General features: G+C 74.8%; 18 protein-coding genes and 1 tRNA gene. 11 read left to right on the forward strand and 8 right to left on the reverse strand.

The genetic code is table 11. The features are described 5' to 3' along the window. Positions 1–16 precede the first annotated feature (16 nt). Positions 17–595 carry a single-stranded DNA-binding protein gene (locus tag ABT048_RS13435; protein ID WP_350521496.1) on the reverse strand — a complete coding sequence of 193 codons (579 nt, stop codon included), beginning with the start codon at positions 593–595 and terminating at the stop codon, positions 17–19. A gap of 634 nt (positions 596–1,229) precedes the next feature. Between ABT048_RS13435 and ABT048_RS13440 the strand changes: the two genes are divergently transcribed. After that, a tRNA-Arg gene (locus ABT048_RS13440) sits at positions 1,230–1,305 on the forward strand. Between the two features lie 247 nt (positions 1,306–1,552). On the opposite strand, the gene ABT048_RS13445 is transcribed toward ABT048_RS13440, so the two are convergent. Next, positions 1,553–2,164, reverse strand: a complete 612-nt coding sequence (locus ABT048_RS13445) for a TetR/AcrR family transcriptional regulator (RefSeq protein ID WP_350521497.1) — start codon at positions 2,162–2,164, stop codon at positions 1,553–1,555. A gap of 77 nt (positions 2,165–2,241) precedes the next feature. Between ABT048_RS13445 and ABT048_RS13450 the strand changes: the two genes are divergently transcribed. After that, complete coding sequence (locus tag ABT048_RS13450) at positions 2,242–2,790, forward strand: GNAT family N-acetyltransferase (RefSeq protein ID WP_350521498.1); 549 nt, start codon at positions 2,242–2,244, stop codon at positions 2,788–2,790. Between the two features lie 178 nt (positions 2,791–2,968). On the opposite strand, the gene ABT048_RS13455 is transcribed toward ABT048_RS13450, so the two are convergent. Next, a complete protein-coding gene (locus ABT048_RS13455) occupies positions 2,969–4,483 on the reverse strand; it encodes an MFS transporter (protein ID WP_350521499.1) in 1,515 nt (504 codons plus the stop codon). 169 nt (positions 4,484–4,652) lie between these two features. Between ABT048_RS13455 and ABT048_RS13460 the strand changes: the two genes are divergently transcribed. Beyond that, the gene (locus ABT048_RS13460; protein WP_350521500.1) at positions 4,653–5,348 is read left to right on the forward strand and encodes a TetR/AcrR family transcriptional regulator; all 696 of its coding nucleotides are present in this window, start codon (positions 4,653–4,655) and stop codon (positions 5,346–5,348) included. Between the two features lie 35 nt (positions 5,349–5,383). Next, on the forward strand, positions 5,384–6,193 hold the full coding sequence (locus tag ABT048_RS13465; RefSeq protein WP_350521501.1) for an enoyl-CoA hydratase/isomerase family protein: 810 nt from the start codon (positions 5,384–5,386) through the stop codon (positions 6,191–6,193). A gap of 79 nt (positions 6,194–6,272) precedes the next feature. Here the strand turns inward: ABT048_RS13465 and ABT048_RS13470 are convergent, their stop codons facing one another. Next, positions 6,273–7,499 carry an acyl-CoA dehydrogenase family protein gene (locus ABT048_RS13470; protein WP_350521502.1) on the reverse strand — a complete coding sequence of 409 codons (1,227 nt, stop codon included), beginning with the start codon at positions 7,497–7,499 and terminating at the stop codon, positions 6,273–6,275. Between the two features lie 147 nt (positions 7,500–7,646). On the opposite strand from ABT048_RS13470, the gene ABT048_RS13475 reads away from it, so the two are divergent. Both ABT048_RS13475 and ABT048_RS13480 read left to right on the forward strand, forming a co-directional pair. Further along, positions 7,647–8,273 carry a TetR/AcrR family transcriptional regulator gene (locus ABT048_RS13475; RefSeq protein WP_350521503.1) on the forward strand — a complete coding sequence of 209 codons (627 nt, stop codon included), beginning with the start codon at positions 7,647–7,649 and terminating at the stop codon, positions 8,271–8,273. 117 nt (positions 8,274–8,390) lie between these two features. Further along, positions 8,391–9,845 carry a cellulase family glycosylhydrolase gene (locus ABT048_RS13480; RefSeq protein ID WP_350521504.1) on the forward strand — a complete coding sequence of 485 codons (1,455 nt, stop codon included), beginning with the start codon at positions 8,391–8,393 and terminating at the stop codon, positions 9,843–9,845. A gap of 19 nt (positions 9,846–9,864) precedes the next feature. Here ABT048_RS13480 and ABT048_RS13485 read toward each other — a convergent pair whose 3' ends face one another. Next, on the reverse strand, positions 9,865–11,889 hold the full coding sequence (locus tag ABT048_RS13485; RefSeq protein ID WP_350521505.1) for a M3 family metallopeptidase: 2,025 nt from the start codon (positions 11,887–11,889) through the stop codon (positions 9,865–9,867). 153 nt (positions 11,890–12,042) lie between these two features. Between ABT048_RS13485 and ABT048_RS13490 the strand changes: the two genes are divergently transcribed. Next, positions 12,043–13,755, forward strand: coding sequence for a bifunctional 3'-5' exonuclease/DNA polymerase (locus ABT048_RS13490; protein WP_350521506.1), 1,713 nt, complete (start codon positions 12,043–12,045; stop codon positions 13,753–13,755). A 64-nt stretch (positions 13,756–13,819) separates the two neighbouring features. On the opposite strand, the gene dhaM is transcribed toward ABT048_RS13490, so the two are convergent. Beyond that, complete coding sequence (gene dhaM / locus ABT048_RS13495) at positions 13,820–14,212, reverse strand: dihydroxyacetone kinase phosphoryl donor subunit DhaM (protein ID WP_350521507.1); 393 nt, start codon at positions 14,210–14,212, stop codon at positions 13,820–13,822. A gap of 148 nt (positions 14,213–14,360) precedes the next feature. Here dhaM and dhaK point away from each other — a divergent pair, with 148 nt between their 5' ends. Beyond that, complete coding sequence (gene dhaK / locus ABT048_RS13500; RefSeq protein ID WP_350521508.1) at positions 14,361–15,356, forward strand: dihydroxyacetone kinase subunit DhaK; 996 nt, start codon at positions 14,361–14,363, stop codon at positions 15,354–15,356. A gap of 12 nt (positions 15,357–15,368) precedes the next feature. Then, positions 15,369–16,022 (forward strand): dihydroxyacetone kinase subunit DhaL, encoded by a 654-nt coding sequence (gene dhaL, locus ABT048_RS13505; protein ID WP_350521509.1) that lies wholly within the window; start codon positions 15,369–15,371, stop codon positions 16,020–16,022. Positions 16,023–16,194: 172 nt separating this feature from the next. On the opposite strand, the gene ABT048_RS13510 is transcribed toward dhaL, so the two are convergent. Continuing rightward, positions 16,195–17,367 (reverse strand): PP2C family protein-serine/threonine phosphatase, encoded by a 1,173-nt coding sequence (locus tag ABT048_RS13510; protein WP_350521510.1) that lies wholly within the window; start codon positions 17,365–17,367, stop codon positions 16,195–16,197. A 167-nt stretch (positions 17,368–17,534) separates the two neighbouring features. Between ABT048_RS13510 and ABT048_RS13515 the strand changes: the two genes are divergently transcribed. Both ABT048_RS13515 and ABT048_RS13520 read left to right on the forward strand, forming a co-directional pair. Next, the gene (locus ABT048_RS13515; protein ID WP_350521511.1) at positions 17,535–17,753 is read left to right on the forward strand and encodes a heavy-metal-associated domain-containing protein; all 219 of its coding nucleotides are present in this window, start codon (positions 17,535–17,537) and stop codon (positions 17,751–17,753) included. A gap of 81 nt (positions 17,754–17,834) precedes the next feature. After that, entirely contained in the window at positions 17,835–20,114 is a 2,280-nt protein-coding gene (locus ABT048_RS13520) for a heavy metal translocating P-type ATPase (RefSeq protein ID WP_350521512.1), read from the forward strand. Positions 20,115–20,222: 108 nt separating this feature from the next. Here the strand turns inward: ABT048_RS13520 and ABT048_RS13525 are convergent, their stop codons facing one another. Next, positions 20,223–20,942, reverse strand: coding sequence for an SDR family NAD(P)-dependent oxidoreductase (locus tag ABT048_RS13525; protein ID WP_350521513.1), 720 nt, complete (start codon positions 20,940–20,942; stop codon positions 20,223–20,225). Between the last annotated feature and the right edge of the window lie 91 nt (positions 20,943–21,033).

Consider the following 21,033-nt stretch of genomic DNA (forward strand, 5'->3'; position numbering starts at 1 on the left):
CCGATCAGTCACCCCATCAGTCACCCCGATCCGCCACCCCCGACTCCCGCTCGGACGCCTCGCCCTGCCCGCCTGTCGGCGGCCGCGCGCCCGCCGGCAACGCCCGCGGACCGGGCGCCGGGGCGACCGCAGCGGCCCTGCGCGCCTCCAGTGCGCTCACGATCCACTCCGGCACCGACTCGCCCCCGCCCTCCGGCCCGGCCCGCCCCGCGCCACCCGGGGGCTGCCCGCGCGCCCCGGTCGCCCAACGGAACGCCGAGGTACCGCGGGTGAGGTCGTGTCCGACCGATCGGGCGTCGATCTCGGCCCGGCTGCGTTTCGCCTCCCCCTCCGCCCACTCCCGCACCCGCAGTCGACCGCTCACCAGCACCGGATCGCCCTTGGCCAGCGAGCCGATCAGGTTCACCGCCAGCGCCCGCCAGGCCGTCACCGTCACCCACTGCGTCTCGCCGTCCACCCAGCACTCGCGCTGCCGGTCGTACCGGCGCTCGGTGCAGCCGAGCCGGAAGTTGGCCATCGGCACCCCGCCGGCGGTTTCCCCGTAGCTCACCTCCGTCGCGACATTGCCGACCACCGTCACATGGGCCTCGTTCACGGCACACTCTCCGTTCTCGCCGATGCACCGTACGGAATCGACCGGTGCGCCTTGAGCGTGCACTTCAGGAGAAATCCGGGCCAGTGACTTCCGAAATCCTGTGGATAACTCGGCCACCGCGGAACAGTTGTCACTCGCAGGGGTGAATTTCGGCCTTCGGGGGGTCGCTTCGCCCCCATCTCTTCGCGGCCATGACAACAAACCCGCTGATCGCCGCCCCGAGCGGCGCGCGCCGGAACACCCGCCGAGGGCCGTCCGCGCACGTCATCCGACCGGTGCAACCGCCATTACCGCCCCCCACCCGCACCGTCGGCGGCACATTCTCCGTGTCGAATCCATAACGGGTGAGGAGGCAGCCCCGTAACGACTGCACAACGTCCGGCGCGGAACACTCCCAGACCGCTGCACTCACGGCCTTCACCTGCGATTATCGGACCGCTCCACCGAACCGACACACCAACGACGGTGTCGTCACACCCGGCCGAGGAACTGGACACCCTTATCCTGTCCCCGACAGGGCGAGGGGCCACCACCCCCACCCCCACCCTCAGGTACGGGCCGGACAACGCGCGCCCCGGCGCTCGTCGCCCGATCCCGGCCACGGTCACGCCCACCCCCGGGCGTCGCCCGTCCCGCCCCCATAGCTCAGCGGATAGAGCACCCGCCTTCTAAGCGGTAGGTCGCAGGTTCGAATCCTGCTGGGGGCACCACCCGCAATTCCCGCAGGCCATCGCGCCGATCGCGACCATGTGTAGTCGCGCCGGTTCTCCCGGTAATGCCAAACACCCACCGCGCATAACCCGTGACAATGCGTGTCATGACCGCTTCGAAAACCGCGGCCAATGCCGCCGGTTCCGGAATCGAACGGCTCGGACGGTCCCGCCGGGCTCCGCGAACGGCGGAATCCCGGGCGAATCCCCCACCCGGGAGCATTCCGGCGGCCCGCCGGAGGGCGGGTCAGCCCGCCAGCCCGGCCAGATGGGCGTCCAGCAGGGCGATCTGCCGCTCCGGCGGGAACTCGCCCGGGGCGAACAGCGCCTGCACCACCAGCCCGAGCACGAAGGCCTGCGCACCGGCGGCGACTTCGGCCGGGTCGGCCTGCGCCGGGAGCTCCCCGAGCCGCTGGGCGTCCGCGACGATCTCCGTGAGCGCCACCCGCGAGCGGGCGTAGCGGCCCGCGTGCGCGTCCGCCAGCTGCGGATCGGCCAGGGCGTGGTCCCAGGAGCCGACCCAGATCCGGTTGCCGGCCGCGGCGTCCGCGTCCAGCGGCAGGACGTCGAGCAGCGCCGCCCGCAGCCGGGGCAGCCCGGCGGGCGGCGGCGGGCTGCCGTCGGCGGGCGCGGTGCGCCGGGGCCGTTCGCCCGAGCGCCGGTCCAGCTCCTCCAGGGCGTGGCTCAGCAGCGCCCGCTTGTTCGGGAAGTAGTGCGTCAACAGTCCCGTGGAGGCGCCCAGTTCGGCGGCGACCGCGCGCAGGGTCAGCCCCTCGAAGCCCCGGGTGGAGAGCACCCGCCACACCCCCGCGGACACTTCCGAGCGGCGGGCGTCATGGTCTCCACGGGCCGGTGTCATGGGGGCTATCGTACATACCAAACGTTTGTTATGAATGATTCCGACCAGCCCGCGCACCGCCCCCGAAAGGCCCGCCCGTGTTTGCCGTACAGCTCACCGACCACGCCGAACTGCGCCCGCTGGAGCCGTGGCAGGCCCCGGAGTTCCTGGCCCACATCGACCGGGCCCGCGCCCACACCGACCCGTGGATCCCCTGGGCCACCTTCTCCACCGACCTGGACTCCGCCCGCGCCACCCTGCAGCGCTACGCCGACGGCCAGGCCGCCGACCAGAAGCGGATCTTCGGCATCTGGAAGGACGGCACGCTGGTCGGCGGCGTCATGTTCGTCGGCTTCGACACCAAGTCCGGCGTCTGCGAGATCGGCGCCTGGACCGAGCCTGCCGGCCAGGGCGGCGGGCTGATCACCGCCGCCGTCCGGCACCTGCTCGACTACGCCTTCGTCACCCGCGGCCTGCACCGGGCCGAGTGGTGGTGCACCTCCGTCAACGCCCGCAGCCGCGCCGTCGCCGAGCGGGTCGGCATGAAGCGGGACGGCGTGCTGCGCGAGTGGTACCTGCACAACGGGGTCCGCCTCGACAAGGAGATCTGGGCGATCCTGGCCCACGAGTGGTCCGCCCAGGCCTGAGGCCCCGGCAGGACCGAGGCCCCGGCAGGCATGGGCCCCGGCGGGACCGAGCCCGGAGCCGGGGCGGCGGGAGCGGACACGGCAGGGGCCCGGTGGACTCCCCCGCAGTCCACCGGGCCCCTGCCGCCCCGGGTGTTCCGGCCCCGGCCGCCCCGGCCGCTCAGGCCGTTCAGGCCGTTCAGGCCGCGAGCACCGGCCGCTGCTCCTCGGAGCGCTCCTCCGCCGCCCCGGTCCCCGTGCCCCCGGCCGCCCGCAGCCGCAGCGCCAACAGCAGCGCCAGCGTCAGCAGCCCGCCCGCCGACAGGAACACCACGTCCACGGCGTCCGTGAAGCTGCCCAGCGCGTGCTCGCGGGCGGCCCCGGCGAGGGTGCGGAGCGCGCCGAACGACCCGCCGGGCTCGCCGGCCTCGTAGACCCGGGCCAGCACGGTGCCGAACAGCGCCGCGCCGAGCGCGCTGCCGAGGGTCTGGAAGAAGCGCACCCCGGTGGTCGCGACGCCGAGCTGGTGGGCGGGCGCGGCGGCCTGCACCAGCATCACCAGCTGGCCGATCAGCTGCCCCAGCCCGCAGCCCAGCAGGGCGAGTTCGGCCAGCACCACCCACAGCGGGGTGGCCGGTCCGCTGAGGCCGAGCAGGAGCAGGGCCAGCGCCGCGAGGCCCGCGCCGGCCACCAGGAAGGTCTGCGGCAGGTGGCCGCGGGCGGTCAGCCTGCCCACCAGCAGCCCGACCGCGGTCATCCCGGCCGCCATCGGGACGAGGTAGAGGCTCGCCGAGGTCGGGGCCACGCCGCGGGCGAGCTGCAGGTAGATCATCACGTAGACGATCGAGCCGGTCATGGCCATCCCGACGAGGCCCTGGATCGCGAAGCCGAGGCGCACCGCGCGGATCCGGAACAGCGACAGCGGCAGCACCGGCTCGGCCGCGGTGGCCTGGCGCCACAGGAAGAGCGCGAACGCGGCCAGGGTCGCGGCGGCGAGCCCGAGGATCACCGGGGAGGTCCAGGCGTAGTCCTTGCCGCCCCATTCGGTGACCAGGAGCAGCCCGGTGGCGAAGGCGGCGGCGAGGGCCGCGCCGAGGAAGTCCAGGCTACGGCGTCCGGCCGAGGCGGGCAGCTTGAGCACCAGGGCGGCGCCGACCACGACCAGCAGGCCGAGCGGCAGGTTGACGTAGAAGATCCAGCGCCAGCTGAGGTGGTCGGTGAACAGTGCGCCGATCAGCGGGCCGATCGCCATGCCGAGGCCGGCGACGACCCCGCCCACCGCGCCGCCCTTGCCGCCGCCCGCGTCCTCCGGGTCCTTGAGGTGGGCGATCACGACCATGGTGACGCTCATCAGTCCGCCGCCGCCGATGCCCTGGACGGCCCGGAAGGCGATCAGTTGTCCCATCGTCTGGGCGGCCCCGCAGAGCGCCGAGCCGAGCAGGAAGGCGCCGACCGCGCCGAGCAGCACGCGCTTGGCGCCGTAGAGGTCGCAGAGCTTGCCGTAGAGCGGCAGCAGCGCGGTGGCGGCCAGGGCGAACGCGCTGACCAGCCAGGGCAGCCGGTCGACGCCGTGGACGGGGTCGAGCTCGCGGACGATCGGCACGCTCACCGCCGACACGATGTTCATGTCGAGCACGGCCAGCACGATCGTGACCAGGCAGATCAGCATGCCCAGCTTGCGCTGGGCCGGTGTCATCAGGGCGGTGGGCGCCATCGTCGAATCCCCCCGGGGTCGTCGGAGTCCGCCCGGACCGGTGCGGTCCGGCGGGAACGGCACCACCATGACAGGATTCTTAGACTCGGTCAATCCTTGATCCTGGGCCATATTTCATCCGAGCCAATCAATGAGCCCGGTCAATCGTTGTTCCTGGTACAGTTCGGCCATGGCGTCCCCTTCCGGCTTCGAACGCGGCCTCGATCACGGCTTCGACCTCGACGCGCTCCCGCTGCGTGAGCGCAAGAAGATCCAGACCGGCATCCGGCTCTGGCGCACCGCCGTCGCGCTGTTCGCCGAACGGGGCTTCGACCAGGTCTCGGTGGCCGAGATCGCGGCCGCCGCCGACGTCTCCAAGATGACCGTCTTCAACTACTTCCCCACCAAGGAAGACCTGGTCATGGGCCCGATGGAGCAGCACCTCGACGAGCCGGCCCGGGTGGTGCGCGAGCGTGCCCCGGGCACCTCGGCGGTGGCTGCGCTGCGCGAGCAGTTCCTCGCCGCGCTGGGGGAGTTCGACCCGGCCACCGGGCTGAACGACGACCCGGTCGTGCTCGACGTGGTCCGGGTGATCCACCGGACCCCGGCCCTGCTGATGCGCGCCACCGCCGGCTTCGACCAGAAGGCGCAGACCCTGCTGGCCGCCGAACTGCTCGCCCAGGACCCGGCCCACGACGAGCTCACCGCCAGGGTCGCCGCGGCCCAACTGCTGGCCGCCCGGCTGACCCTGACCGGCGAGAACCAGCGCCGGATGCTGACCGGCGAACGCGCCGAGGACGCGCTGCCCGCCGCGCTCGACTCGACCCACCGCGCCTTCGCCCTGGTCGAACGGGGACTCGGGGACTACTGCGCCGACACGCCCTGAGAAGGTGTGCGCACCACGATCATCCGGAGGTACGCATGGACCAGCCCTTGCTCACCCGGGGTCGCACCCCGCTGTCCACCGACGTCGACGGCCTGCTCGCCCACATCGGTGAGGACGGCGTCGCGGTGCTGACGTTCTCGCGCCCGCTGCGCCGCAACGCCATCACGCTGGCCATGTGGCAGGCCCTGCCCAAGCTGCTGTTCCGGATCGCCGAGCAACCGGGCGTGCGGGTCCTGCTGGTCACCGGCGCCGACGGCACCTTCAGCGCGGGCGCGGACATCGACGAACTCGCCGAGGTCTACGGCGACCCGGACCGCGCCGACGACTACCACGCCGTCAACGTGGCCGCCGAGGAGGCCCTGGCGGCCTTCCCGCACCCGACGATCGCGGTGGTGCACGGCGCCTGCGTCGGCGGCGGCTGCCAGTTGGCGGTCGCCTGCGACCTGCGGTTCGTCGCGAACGACGTGCGGATGGGCATCACCCCGGCCAAGCTCGGCGTGGTCTACCCGGCGGTGCCGACCCTGCGGCTGGCCCGGCTGGTGGGCCCGTCCCAGGCCAAGTACCTGCTGTTCTCCGGCGAGTTGGTGCAGGGCCTGCGCACCACCGTGATCGGCCTGGCCGACCGGGTCGTCCCCGCCGGCGAACTGGACGGGAACGCGCTGGAGTTCGCCCGGCTGCTGACCCGGCGCTCGCCGCAGACCATCGGTGCCGTCAAGGCCGCGCTGGCCGTCCCGCCGGAGCAGGCGGCGCAGGCGCTGGAGCCGTGGGAGCGCCGCTCCCGCGAGGCCTCGGACGTCCACGAGGGCCTCGCCGCGTTCCTGGAGGGCCGCCCGCCCCGGTTCTGAGCCCCCGGGGGAGCGTCGGAAACAGGCCGTCCCGCGCCGAACCCCCCACGGGTTCGGCGCGGGACGGCCTGCGGACCGCTCAGCGGATCGGCATCCCCGAGATCGCCCGGGCGATCACCAGCCGCTGGATCTCGCTGGTGCCCTCGAAGATCGAGTAGATCGCGCTGTCCCGGTGCATCCGCTCCACCGGGTACTCCCGGGTGAAGCCGTTGCCGCCGAGGATCTGCATCGCCTGCGCGGTGACGTACTTGGCCGTCTCGCCCGCGTACAGCTTGGACATCGAGCCCTCGGCCGCGGTGAACGGCTGGTTGTTGACCGCCATCCAGGAGGCCCGCCACACCAGCAGCCGGGCCGCGTCGATCCGGGTCTTCATGTCGGCGAGCTGGAAGGCCACGCCCTGGTTGTCGATGATCGGGCGGCCGAACTGCTCGCGCGTCTTCGCGTAGTCCAGCGCCACCTCGTACGCGGCCCGGGCGATGCCGATCGCCTGCGCGCCGACGGCCGGGCGGGAGGCCTCGAAGGTGGCCATCGCCGCGTTGCCCTTGGCGCCCGGGCGCTTGACGCCCTCGCGGGCCCGGGCCAGCCGCTCGTCCAGCTTCTCCTTGCCGCCGAGCAGGCAGCTGCCGGGCACCCGGACGCCGTCCAGCACCACCTCGGCGGTGTGCGAGGCCCGGATGCCGTGCTTCTTGAACTTCTGGCCCTGGCTCAGTCCGGGCGTGCCCGGCGGGACGACGAAGGAGGCCTGTCCCTTGGCGCCGAGCGCGGGGTCGACGGTGGCGACCACCACGTGGACGGCGGCGATCCCGCCGTTGGTGGCCCAGGTCTTGGTGCCGTGGAGCACCCACTCGTCCTTGGCCTCGTCGTACACCGCACGGGTGCGCAGCGCGGAGACGTCGGAGCCGGCGTCCGGCTCGGAGGAGCAGAAGGCGGCCACCTTGACGTCCTCGGGGGTGCCGAACATCTGCGGGGTCCAGGTGCCGATCTGCTCGTCGGTGCCGTTGGCCAGCACCGCGACGGCGGCCAGGGTGGTGCCGACGATGGACAGCCCGATGCCCGCGTCGCCCCAGAACAGCTCCTCCATCGCGATCGGGATGCCGACGCCGGAGGGGTCGAAGTACTGCTGGGCGTAGAAGTCCAGGGAGTAGATGCCCAGTTTGGCGGCCTCCTGGATGACCGGCCAGGGGGTCTCCTCGCGCTCGTCCCACTCGGCGGCGGCCGGGCGCATCACGTCGGCGGCGAAGCCGTGCAGCCAGTCGCGTACGGCGAGCTGGTCCGCGCCCGGGTCCAGCGAGAACGTGCTGCTCATGGGTGCTTGCCTCCGAAGACGTGGTGCGGCCGACCGGGGTGTTACCTCGGGTAACATCGTCGGAGTCTGCTACTGATTGGTAACCGGTGTCAACGCCCGCGACCGGTGTCGACACCGAGTCGGCCCCCCACTTCCGAGGAGCAGCGCATGTCCCGAGAGCCCCGCCGCGAGCAGCTGCTCAACGCCGCCGACCGGGTCATCCAGCGCGAGGGACCGAGCGCCAGCATGAACGCCATCGCCGCCGAGGCCGGCATCACCAAGCCGATCCTCTACCGGCACTTCGGCGACCGGAACGGCCTGATCAGAGCCCTCACCGAGCGGCACACCGGCGGCCTGCTGGCCGCCGTCCGCGCCGCCCTCGCCGAGCCGCTGGAGCGCCGCGACCGGGTCGAGCACGTGCTGGACACCTACCTCGCCGGGATCGAGGCCCGGCCCCAGGTCTACCGGCTGCTCACCCACCCCGAGCCGGGCGACCCGAGCGGCGCCGGCAACGCACTCGCCCCCGCGCTCCGGCAGATCGCCGAGGAGATCACCCGGGCCGTGCAGAGCCAGGTCGACCTCGGAGCCGACCGCGACCTGCTCGCCGAGGCCTGGGGCCGGGGCATCACCGGCATGGTGCTGGCCGCCGGGGACTGGTGGCTGGAGACCAAGCCCTGCTCGCGCACCCGGATGGTGCAGGCCCTGGCCGACCTGCTCTGGGGCCGCCTGGCCGCCGCCGCGGACCTGCCGACCGCCGTCCTGCCGACCGCCCCGGCCGAGCCCGCCGCGGACTGACCGCCCGCACGCACCGACCTCCCGCGGCCGAACTCCCCTTTCGCGCACGACCCTTGTGCAGGGGGCGGCAGCACGGGCATCATCGGGGCCCCCACCCCCCGCCGTGCGAGGTCCCCGATGCGCCTGCGCCGCACCGCCGTTGCCCTGCTGCTCGCCGCCACCGCCGCGCTGACCGCCGCTCCGGCGCAGGGTGCGCCGAACCCGGCCCGGGGCGCCGCGACCGCGCACTTCCCCACCGGCACGGCCACCTCCCCCGACGGCCGCACCGCCCTCACCGACGCCCGCGGCCGCCGGCTCGGGCTGCGCGGCTTCAACCTCGACAAGTACGCCGAGGCCACCGAGGCCGACCTCCGGTCCGTCGCCGCCCAGGGCTTCACGCTCGTCCGGCTGCCGGTCTCCTGGACCAGGCTGGAGCCGCGGCGCGGCCACCTCGACGGCGCCGAGCTGCAGCGCCTGCAGCGGCTCCTCGGCTGGGCCGACCGCCTGAACCTGCTCGTCCTGGTCGACTTCCACCAGGACGTCTACGGCCCGAAGTTCGGCGGCGGCACCAACGGCATCCCGGTCTGGGCCACCCGGGACGACGGCCTGCCCTTCACCCCGGACCCGGACGACTGGTTCGCTGGCTACTTCCAGCCCGCCGTCCAGGCCGCCTTCCGCCACCTCTACGACGACCCCGACCTGCGCGCCTGGCAGGCCGACTTCTATACCCGGCTCGCCCGCGAACTGCGCGGCCATCGCTCGCTGTTGGGCTACGACCTGTTCAACGAGCCGTTCGGCCCGGTGGACGGCGACCCGAGCGACCCGGCGGTGCTGGCCGCCGCCTCCGCCGCCCTGGAACAGGGCCGGCTCGCCGACATGTACCGCCGCCTGATCGCCGCCGTGCGCCGGGCCGACACCCGCGCCTGGCTGTTCGTGGAACCGACCGTCCTGGTCGGCCAGGGCGTGCCGACGCAACTGCCCGGCTTCACCGACCCCCGCCCCGGCTCCCCCCGGCTCGGCTACGCGCCGCACTTCTACTCCACCGCCGTCGAGAACGGCGCCGACTGGGACCCGTCCGACGGCTTCGTCGAGCAGTACGCCGCCGCGATCACCGCCTACCCCGCCGCCCACCGCCTGCCGGTCCTGGTCGGCGAGTGGGGGCCGCCGGACTCCCGCCGGCCGGGCAACCGCCTGCTGGTCCGCCGGCAGGTCGCCGCGATGGACGGCTTCGCCGAGGGCTGGACGATGTGGTACTGGTGCCGGGGCGCCGGCGGCTACTGCGCGCTCGACCCGGCCGGGCACCCCGCCCCCGGCGACGAGCCCGCCTTCGGCCCGTACCCCGCCGCCGTGGCCGGCACCGGGGTCCGCACGGACGGCGGCACCGTCCGCTGGAGCGCCGACGGCACCGGGCACGGCAGCGAACTCGTCCTGCCGCCCGCCGCGTTCCCGCACGGCGCGGGCGTCGCGGTCTCCCCCGCCGACGCCCGCGTCGAGATCGAGCAGCCCGCGGACGGACACGCGGGAACCGTACGGATCCGGCTCCCGCACGCCCGACCGGGCACCGCCGTGACGGTCACCCTCACGGCCCGGTGAGGCCCCGCCGGGCCCCGCGCTACAGCAGCCCCCGGCGGGCCAGCAGCGGCCCGGTCTCCGGTGCCCGGCCGACCACCGCGCGGAAGGACTCCAGCGGGTCCCGGCTGAACCCGCGCGCCAGCAGCTCGCGCCGGAACACCTCGCCGCTCTCCCGCACCGGCCGCCCGTTGCCCTCGAACCACTGCACGGTGTCGGCGTCCAGCACCTCCGACCAGATGTAGGCGTAGTACGCCGCGCTGTAGCCGCTGGCGAAGACGTGCTGGAAGTACGTCGTCCGGTAGCGCGGCGGGATCGCGTCCACCCCGACCCCGGCCGCCGCGAGCGCCCGGGACTCGAACTCCTCGGCGTCCGCGATCTCCTCGCCCTGCGGCACGGTGTGCCAGGCCCAGTCCAGCAGCGTGGCCGCCAGGTACTCCACCGTCCGGAAGCCCTGCCCGAAGCCCTCGGCCGCCGTCATCCGCTCGACCAGCCCGGCCGGCAGCGGCTCCCCGGTCTCGTGGTGCCGGGCGTAGTTGGCCAGCACCTCCGGCCGGACCATCCACATCTCGTTGACCTGCGACGGGAACTCCACGAAGTCCCGGGGCACCGAGGTGCCCGAGAACAGCGGGTACCGCACGTCCGAGAACAAACCGTGCAGCGCGTGCCCGAACTCGTGGAAGAGCGTGCGCACCTCGTCCCAGGACATCAGCACCGGCTCGCCGGGCGCCGGGAGCGGGATGTTGAGGTTGTTCAGCACCACCGGCCGCCGCCCGGTCAGCGCGGACTGCTCGACCAGCGAGTCCATCCAGGCACCGCCGCGCTTGGACGCCCGGGCGTGGAAGTCGCCGACGAACAGGCCCAGCGCGGTGCCGTCCTCCTCGAACACCTCGAAGACCCGCGCGTCCGGGTGGTGGGCCGTCAGGTCCGTCCGCTCGGTGAAGCTCAGGCCGTACGCCAGGTTCGCCGCGAAGAACACGCCGTCGCGCAGCACCCGCTCCAGCTCGAAGTACGGGCGCAGCACCGCCGCGTCGACCTGGAAGGAGCTCTGCCGGACCTTCTCCGAGTAGTACGCCCAGTCGTGCGCGGCGATCTCCCCGATCCCGTCCGCGGCGGCCGCCGCGGCCAGCTCGGCGGCCTCCCGGCGGGCGTTGGCCACGGCCGGCCCGACCAGCCGGGCCAGCAGGGCGGAGACCGCCTCGACCGTGCCCGCCGTCTCGTCTGCCACCACGTACGCGGCGTGGCTCGGGTGCCCCAGCAGCGCGGCCCGCTCGGCGCGCAGCCCGGCCATCCGGATCGCGATCGGGCCGTTGGCCTCGATGCCCCGGCCGAGCGAGGCGGCGAGCAGCCGCTCGCGCACCGAGCGGTCGGTCAGCTGCGCGAGTTCGGGCTGACCGGAGGTGTTCTTCAGGCTCAGCACGTACTTGTCCTCGTGGCCGAGCACCCGGGCGTTCTCCGCCGCGCCGGCGATCGCGCCCTCGGACAGCCCGGCCAGCTCCGCCGCGGAGTCCAGCACCAGCGCGTTGGCCCGGGTCGCGGCGTTCACGTTCTGCTGGAACGTGGTGCCCAGCGCGGCGAGTTCGGCGTTCAGCTCGCGCAGCCGGGCCTGCTCGGCCTCGCCCAGCCGGGCCCCGGAACGCTCGAAGCCCGTGTACCGGCGCTCCAGCAGGCGCAGCGACTCCGGGTCCAGGCCGAGCTCCGTGCGGGTCCGGTACAGCGCCTCGATCCGGGCGAACAGCGCGCGGTCCAGGTGGATCGCGTCGTGGTGGGCGGCGAGCAGCGGGCTGACCTTGGCCTCCACCTCGTCCAGCAGGTCGGTGGTGTCCGAGGAGGACTGGTTGCGGAACACCGCGTCCACCCGGCGCAGCAGCTCCCCGGAACGCTCCAGGGCCACCAGGGTGTTCTCGAAGGTCGGCAGGCTCCGGTCGGCGGTGATCGCCGCGATCTCGGCGAGCTGCTCGGCCATCCCGCGCTCGTAGGCGGGCAGGTAGTGCTCCTCCCGGATCTCCGCGAAGGGGGGCAGCTCGTAGTCCAGCGTGCTGGGCCGGAAGAACGGGTTCTCGGTCATTTCGCCGACCATACGCGGTGTCACCCGCCCTGCCTATGCGGCCCGAGCCCGTTGTCGTACCCACCCGTTAACGTCAGCGGAGGACACCCGCAAGCCCGCACATCCGTGCCCGTACCCGCACGCCCGACCGCGCGCCGGAGAGGAGCAGCCCCCGTGGCACCCAGGACGGCCCTCGCGCCCGACCCGCACGGCCCCGGCGGCCGCCTCCAGCCGCTGGACGACGCCGGCGCCCCGCTCGGCCCGCCCGAAACCGTCCGCGACCTCGCCGCCGCGGTCGCCGCCCGGGAGGCGGCCGGGCAGACCCGCTGGGTCTGGGCCGCCGCCGACTCCGCGTACGCCCCGCTGCTGGCGCGGCTGCCCGACCGGCTCGCCCGCTGCCACGACCTGCGGCTGGTCGAGGCGCTGCTGCTGGCGCACGAGGGCCGGTTCGGCGCGCCGCGCTCGCTCGGCGCCGCCTGGTGCCGGCTGCGCGGCCTGCCCGTCCCGGCGGACCTGGCCGAGCCCGGCCCGGCCGACGCCGACGGCGGCCAGGACACCCTGTTCGCCCCCGACCGGCTGCAGCTGCCCCCGGGCGCCGACCCGCTGGCCGCCGTGGTCGCCGTCCACGCGGAGCAGCAGCGCCGGATCGCCGCGATCGCCGAGCCGGGCGCCCGGCAGCGGTTCCGGCTGCTGGTCGCCGCGGAGTCGGCCGGCGCCCTGGTGGCCGCGGAGATCGCCTACGACGGCCTGCCCTGGCGCACCGACGTCCACGACCGGCTGCTGACCGAACTGCTCGGCCCCCGCCCCGCCGTCCCCGGCACCCAGCCGCGGCGGCTCGCCGACCTCGCCGTCGAGCTCCAGGAGGCCCTCGGCGCCAAGCCGTTCAACCCCGACTCGCACACCCAGGTGCTGCGCGCCTTCGGCGAGGCGGGCATCCAGCTCGGCTCCACCCGGTCCTGGGAGCTCAAGGGCATCGACCATCCGGCCGCCCGGCTGCTCGTCCGCTACAAGGAGCTCGCCCGGATCCACGTCGCGCACGGCTGGGCCTGGCAGGACGCCTGGGCCCGCGGCGGCCGCTTCCGGCCCGAGTACGTGGTCGGCGGCGTGGTCTCCGGCCGCTGGGCCAGCCGCGGCGGCGGCGCCCTGCAGATCCCGCGCATCCTGCGCCGGGCCGTGGTCGCCGACCCGGGCTGGCTGCTGGTGGTCGCCGACGCCGCCCAGTTGGAGCCCCGGGTGCTGGCCGCGCTCTCCCAGGACGCCGGGCTGGCCCGCACGGCGGCCGGCGGCGACCTGTACGAGGCGCTCGCCGCCACCGCCTTCCAGGGCGACCGCGAGAAGGCGAAGCTCGGCCTGCTCGGCGCCATGTACGGGCAGACCAGCGGCGACATCGGCCCGCTGCTGAACACCCTGCGCCGCCGCTACCCGGCCGCGATGGGCTACGTCGAGGCCGCCGCCCGCACCGGCGAGGACGGCGGCGTGGTCGCCTCCCGGCTCGGCCGGGTCTGCCCGCCGGCCTCCGCCGACTTCCTCGACCTGACCGAGGCCGACGCCGCGGGCGAGGCCGGCGGCCGCACGGCCCGCGCCCGGGGCCGCTTCACCCGCAACTTCGTCATCCAGGCCAGCGCCGCCGACTGGGCGCTCGCCCTGCTCGCGGCGCTGCGCCGGCGGCTGGGCGAGCTGCCCGCGACCGGCCCGGCGGACCGCCCGCACCTGGTGTTCTTCCAGCACGACGAGGTGATGGTGCACACCCCGGCCAACCTTGCCGACGACGTGGCCGCCGCCGTCGCCGAGGCCGCCGAGGAGGCCCGCCGGCTGGTCTTCGGCGACACCCCGGTGCGCTTCCCGCTGACCACGGCGGTGGTGGACTGCTACGCCGACGCCAAGTGACGCCCCGGCCGATGCCCACGTGACGCACCCGGCCGGCGCCGAGTGACGCGCCCGGCCGGCGCCCCTACAGCTTCCGGAAGGAGCGCGCGTCCTCGGCCGCCGCGACCACCTCGGCCAGCCCCGCGCCGGTCGAGGCGGTGACGGCGGCGGCCACCGCACCCTCGACGAACGGCGCGTCCACCAGCCGCACGCCCGGCCGCGGCTCGTCCTCCAGGACGGTGACGGCGGTGAGCACCGAGCTGCCGAGGTCCGGCAGCACGACCACGCCCGCCCCACCGTCCGCCTGCGCGACCGCCCCGGCGATCAGGTCGTAGCTGGTGCCGAGCCCGCCGTCCTCCGTCCCGCCGGCGACCACCACCCGCACGCCGTCCGGGGCGAGTTCACCGAGCAGCTCGCGCAGCCCCTCCGCGAGCCGGGCGCTGTGCGAGACCAGGACGATGCCCACGTTTCCGCTCATGCCGACGACCCTACGGGCAACGCCCGCTGCTCCGGGAGGGTGACCGGAAACGCGCGTGTCGCACCCCGTGCCCACCACCCCCGTCTGGCGTAGCGTCGGGTCGACGGCGTTGACGACCGTAGCGTCCTCACCAAGGGAGCGAAGAGCGTTGAAGAAGCTGATCAACACCCCGGAGGGGGTCCTGGAGGACGCCCTGGCCGGATTCGCCGCCGCCCATCCGGAGCTGGCGGTGGACATCCCGAACCGGGTGATCACCCGGGCCGCCCGCCCGGCCGGCCCCAAGGTCGCGCTGATCTCCGGCGGCGGCTCCGGCCACGAACCGCTGCACGGCGGCTTCGTCGGCCCCGGCATGCTCGACGCCGCCTGCCCCGGCGAGGTGTTCACCTCGCCCGTCCCGGACCAGATGCTGGCCGCCGCCAAGGCCGTGGAGAACGGCGCCGGTGTCGTCTTCGTCGTGAAGAACTACACCGGCGACGTGATGAACTTCGAGCTCGCCGCCGAACTCGCCGCCGAGGAGGGCCTGGAGGTCCGCACCGTCCTGGTCAACGACGACGTCGCGGTCGAGGACTCCACCTGGACGGCCGGCCGCCGGGGCACCGGCGCGACCGTCCTGGTCGAGAAGACCGCCGGCGCGCTGGCCGAGCGCGGCGCCCCGCTGGACGAGGTGGCCGCCCTGGGCGAGCGGGTCAACGCCGCCTCCCGCTCCTTCGCGATCGCGCTCACCGCCGCCACCGTCCCGGCCGCCGGCAAGCCGGGCTTCGACCTGCCCGAGGACGAGATCGAGGTCGGCGTCGGCATCCACGGCGAACCCGGCCGCCGCCGCGAGAAGCTCCGCCCGGCCCGCGAGCTGGCCGCCGAGGTCGTCGAGACCGTCCTGACCGACCACCACCTGACGGCGGGCGACGAGGTGATCGCCCTGCTCAACGGCCTGGGCGCCACCCCGCTGCTGGAGCTGTACGTGGTCTACGGCGAGGTCGCCGCCCGGCTGGCCGAGCGCGGCATCGGGGTGGCCCGCAGCCTGGTCGGCAACTACGTCACCAGCCTGGACATGGCGGGCTTCTCGCTCACCCTCACCAAGGCCGACGCCCAGCTGCTGGAACTGTGGGACGCCCCGGTCGACACCCCCGCCCTCAAGCGGGCCTGAGGAGGATTCGCGATGGACCCCGACACCCCGGTGTTCGACTCCCCGCTGTTCGACACCGCACGGGCCGAGGCCTGGATCCGCGCCGTGGCCGCGGCCGTCGACGAGGAGCAGTCCCGGCTCACCGAGCTGGACTCGGCGATCGGCGACGGCGACCACGGCAGCAACCTCCACCGCGGCTTCACGGCCGCCCTCGCCGCCCTCGACGGCCTCCACCCGACGGGCCCGGGCGCCGTCCTCACCAGGACCGGCACCACGCTCATCTCCAAGGTCGGCGGCGCCTCCGGCCCGCTCTACGGCAAGGCCTTCCGCGCCATCGGCGCCGCCCTGCCCGAGCCGGCCAGCCCGGCCGACGTCGCCGAGGCCCTGTCCGCCGGACTGGACGCCGTGCGTCTCCTCGGCAAGGCCGAGCCCGGGGACAAGACCATCGTGGACGCCTGGACCCCGGCCCTCGCCGCCTTCCGCGCCGCGGCCGCCGGCGGTGCCACGCTCGCCGAGGCCGCCGCCGCGGCCGCCGACGCCGCCGACCGGGGCGCCCGCGACACCGTCCCGCTCCGGGCCCGCAAGGGCCGCGCCTCCTACCTCGGCGAACGCAGCATCGGCCACCAGGACCCGGGCGCCACCTCCACCGCCCTCGTCTTCCGCGCCCTCGCCGACACCACCGCCTGAGCCCGCTCCGCCCCGCCCCCTACCCGCGCAGTCCCCCGGCCCCTCCCCTCTTCCCCGTGCTCCGACCGGGGCGCGGGGAACTGCGCGGAACGGAGGGCCCCGACCGGCACCGCGCCCCGCTCCCCCATGCCCTCCCCCGCACCCCGCGCCCCCGCCGCACCCCGGGCGTCGGTCAGCCGTCCGTCCGCGCGATCAGCAGCAGCAACGCGTCGTCCCGCAGCTCCCCGCCGGTGTGCGCCAGCAGGTCCCCGTACACCCGCCCGACCGCCGCCTCCAGCTCGCCCGCCGAGCGCGCGGCTCCCCGCACCAGCGGCCCCACCCGCTCCGCCAGCGGGTAGAACTCCCCGGTCGCCCGGTGCCGCGCCTCGATCACCCCGTCCGTGCAGAGCACCAGCACGTCCTCCGGCCCGAACGGCTGCCCCCAGCTGGTCGGTTCCCCCGCGGCCAGCCGGCCGAGGCCCAGCGGCACCCACGGGTCCGGCGCGTGCAGGACGAGCGCCCGTCCCTCGCCGTCGACCCGGATCGGCGGCACGTGCCCGTACTGCAGCAGCTCCACGGCCCCGGGCGCGCGGAACTCCGCGAACAGCGCCGTGGTGAACTCGCCGTCCGGGACGTGCCGTTCGACGCTGGCCTCGACCCGCGCCGCGACACCCCGCAGCCCGGCCTCGTCGTACGCGGCCTCACGGAACGCGCCCAGCACCACCGCCGCGGTCTGCACCGCTGCCAGCCCCTTGCCCCGGACGTCCCCGACCGCGACCCGGGTGCCGTGCGGCGTCTCCAGGACGGAGTAGAGGTCCCCGCCGATCCGCGAGGCGTCCGCCGCCGAAACGTACCGCACGGCCAGCCGCAGCGGCCCGACCACCGGCCCCGGCAGCCGCAGCAGGGCCCGCTGGGCGGCCTCGGCGACGGAGCTGACGGCCGCGAAGGCCGCCGCCCGCCGCATCCGGAGCCCGGCGACCCAGGCCGAGAACAGCGTCACCACCACGTAGCTGACCATCGCGCCGTAGAGGAACCGCGCGTCGTTGATGTTGTCGACCTCGTCGTAGTGGCTGAGCCCGAACACCGCGAGCAGTCCGAGCGTGCAGACCGCGAGCAGTTCGCGGGGCCGCAGGGTGAGGGCCGCGATGGTCGGCACGACGGTCATCAGCGGGGCGAGGTAGCGGTCCTTGCCGGAGAGGAGGTCCGCGAGCCCCACCAGCAGGGTGGCGAGCAGCGCCGGAGCGGCGCGCCGCCACAGCGGCACGTCCTGGAGGTCGGCGGCCAGCAGGGCGCCGCGCTGCCGGTCCGGCGGCAGTCCGGCTGCCCCGGGTGCCGAGGGTGACTGGGCGCGGCGGATCGGAAACACATACCGAACATAAGGGACGATCACGGCACCCACCCGCCCACCCCGTCGCCTACGATTCGATCCACCTCCCCCACCCCCTCGACCGATACCCCTCAGGGGTATGGTGTCATCAGCAGTCATCGACAGTCGTCAGCACAGGAACCCTCACCGACCTCCCGGAGGCCCCGATGTCCAGCACCATCACCTACACCGTGTCCGGCATGAGCTGCGGCCACTGCGAGAAGGCGATCAGCGAGGAGCTCTCCACCCTGACCGGTGTCACCGAGGTCGCCGCCGACGCCAAGGCCGGGACCGTGACGGTCTTCTCCGCCGCCCCGTTGGACGACGAGCAGGTCCGCGCCGCCGTCGACGAGGCCGGCTACGAGCTGGTCGGCCGCAGCGCCTGAACCACCGAGGTACGGCGGGGCCCCGACCGGCGGCCCGACCGACGGCCCCCGCCGTACGCCCCCAGCAAGGAGCTGATCCGCATGAGCACGTCCGCCCCCGACGTCGAGGCCCGGGACCGGGTCGAGCTGTCGATCGGCGGGATGACCTGCGCCTCCTGCGCGGCCCGGATCGAGAAGAAGCTCAACCGGATGGACGGCGTCGAGGCGACCGTCAACTTCGCCACCGAGAAGGCCCGGGTCGACTACGGCCCCGGGGTGACGGTGGCCGAGCTGATCGCCACGGTCGAGCGCACCGGCTACACCGCCGAGCTCCCCCCGCCCCCGGCGCCCGCCGTCCCCGAGCCGGCCCGTCCCGCCACCGCGGCGCCCGGGCCGGCCCGTCCCGAACGGACCGACCCCCTGCTCGACCGGCTGGTGATCGGCACCGTCCTCGGCGTCCCGGTGGTCGTGCTGTCGATGGTCCCGGCCCTGCAGTTCACGAACTGGCAGTGGCTGGCCTTCGCGCTCACCGGCCCGGTCGTGGTGTACGGCGGCCTGCCGTTCCACCGCGCCGCCTGGACCAACCTCAAGCACGGCGCCGCGACCATGGACACCCTGGTCTCACTGGGCACCCTGGCCGCCTTCGGCTGGTCGGTCTGGGCGCTCTTCCTGGGCCACGCCGGCCTGCCCGGGATGCACCACGCCTTCTCGCTCTCCGTCGGCGACACCGACGCCTCCGCCGCGCTCTACCTGGAGACCGCTGCCGCCGTCACCGTGCTGATCCTGCTCGGCCGCCTGCTGGAGGCCCGCTCCAAGCGCCGGGCGGGCGCCGCGCTGCACGCGCTGCTCGACCTCGGCGCCAAGGACGTCGCGGTCCTGCAGGACGGACGCGAGGTGCGCCTGCCGGTGGACCGGCTGGCCGTCGGCACGCGCTTCGTGGTCCGCCCGGGCGAGAAGATCGCCACCGACGGCGTGGTGGTCGAGGGCGGCTCCGCCGTGGACGCCTCGATGCTGACCGGCGAGTCCGCCCCGGTCGAGGTCACCGTCGGCGACCCGGTCACCGGTGCCACCGTCAACGCCGGCGGGCGCCTGGTGGTCGAGGCCACCCGGGTCGGCGCCGACACCCGGCTGGCCCGGATGGCCGGGCTGGTCGAGGAGGCCCAGAACGGCAAGGCCGCCGCCCAGCGGCTGGCCGACCGGATCTCCGCCGTCTTCGTCCCCGTGGTGATCCTGATCGCCCTGGCCACCCTGGTCACCTGGCTGCTGGTCACCGACAGCCCCACCGAGGCCTTCACCGCGGCCGTGGCCGTCCTGATCATCGCCTGCCCCTGCGCGCTCGGCCTGGCCACCCCGACCGCGCTCATGGTGGGCACCGGCCGCGGCGCCCAGCTCGGGATCCTGATCAAGGGCCCGGAGGTCCTGGAGACCACCCGCGCGGTGGACACCGTCGTGCTCGACAAGACCGGCACCGTCACCACCGGCCGGATGGCCGTGGTCGCCGTGCACACCGCCGAGGGCGTCGACCGGAGCGAGGCGCTGCGCCTGGCCGGCGCCGTCGAACACGCCTCCGAGCACCCGATCGCCCGGGCGATCGCCGACGCCGCTGCCAAGGCCGGCGAAGTGCCCGCCGTCGAGGGCTTCCGCAGCGTCCCCGGCCGGGGCGTGGAGGGCGTCGTGGCGGGCCGCGCGGTGGTCGCCGGGCACGAGGCGCTGCTCGCCGACCGGGCCCTGCACCTGCCGCCCTCCCTGACCCGCGCCAGGGCCGCCGCCGAGGCGGCCGGCCGCACCGCGGTCACGGTCGGCTGGGACGGCGAGGCGCGGGCCGTCCTGGAGGTCGCCGACGCGGTCAAGCCGACCAGCGCCGAGGCGGTCGCCCGGCTCCGCGCGCTGGGCCTGCGCCCGGTGCTGCTGACCGGAGACAACCGGGCGGTCGCCGAGGCGGTCGCGGCCGAGGTCGGCATCCCCGCGCAGGACGTGATCGCCGAGGTGCTCCCCGAGGACAAGGTCGCGACGGTCAGGCGGTTGCAGGCCGAGGGCGGGGTCGTCGCGATGGTCGGCGACGGTGTCAACGACGCCGCGGCCCTCGCCCAGGCCGACCTCGGCCTCGCGATGGGCACCGGCACCGACGCCGCGATCGAGGCCGCCGACCTCACCCTGGTCGGCGGCGACCTGCGCGCGGCGGCCGACGCCATCCGGCTCTCCCGCCGGACCCTCGGCACCATCAGGGGCAACCTGGTCTGGGCGTTCGGCTACAACGTCGCCGCCCTGCCGCTGGCCGCGGCCGGGCTGCTCAACCCGATGATCGCCGGCGCGGCCATGGCCTTCTCCTCGGTCTTCGTGCTCACCAACAGCCTGCGCCTGCGCCGCTTCCGGGCCGCCTGAGCGGCCCCGGGAAGCTCCCGCGTGCCCCGGGGGCCGGGCGGCTCCCGCGCGCCCCGGGGCACGCACGAGGGGCCCGGACCGCCACCGGTCCGGGCCCCTCGCCGTACGTCAACGCCCCAGCAGCTCGCCGCCGTTGCAGTGCAGGATCTCACCGGTGATGAACCCGGCCTCGGGCGAGGCGAGGAAGTGCACCGCCGCCGCGACCTCGCCGGTCTCCCCGATCCGGCCGAGCAGGGTGCGGGCCGCCCGCCGGGCCACCTCGGCCTCGTCCAGCCGCGGCCCGAAGAACTCGGTGCCGCTGACCGTCCCGGGCGCGACGATGTTGGCGGTGATGCCCGAGGTGCCCAACTGGGCGGCCAGGAAGTTGTTCCAGGCGTGCAGCGAGGCCTTCGCCGCGCCGTAGGAGCCGGCCCCGCGCAGGGCCGCGATGGAGCTGATGGTGACCACCCGGCCGGAGCCGGGGGTGAGCCGGTCGCGGATCGACTCGGTGAGCAGCACCACGGTCAGCACGTTGCGCTCGAAGTCGCCGCGCCAGCGGGCGAGCAGCGCGTGCGGTCCGCCGCCGACCACGGTCTCCCGGCTGCCGGCGTTGTTGACCAGGACGTCGATCCGCTCGGGCAGTTCGCGCAGTGCGTCCTCCACGGCGTCCGGGTCGGCGAGGTCGCACACCAGCGGGGTGACGTCCGCCCCGAGGTCCGCCGCGGCCTTCTCCAGGACCGCGCGGCGGCGGCCCACGATCACCACGCGGTCACCCGCCTCGGCGAACCGCCGCGCGACTTCGTACCCGATTCCCGTGCCACCGCCGGTGACGACGACGTTCCTGGCCATCTGCGCACTCCCTCCCCAGTTCCGCCGCCGCGCTGCGAGTGTGCGTGGCGGTCCGTACCGGAATGCCACGATTCCTATCACGCTCGGTTGC

It is taken from the genome of Kitasatospora sp. NPDC096140 (assembly GCF_040303045.1).
Lineage (GTDB): Bacteria > Actinomycetota > Actinomycetes > Streptomycetales > Streptomycetaceae > Kitasatospora.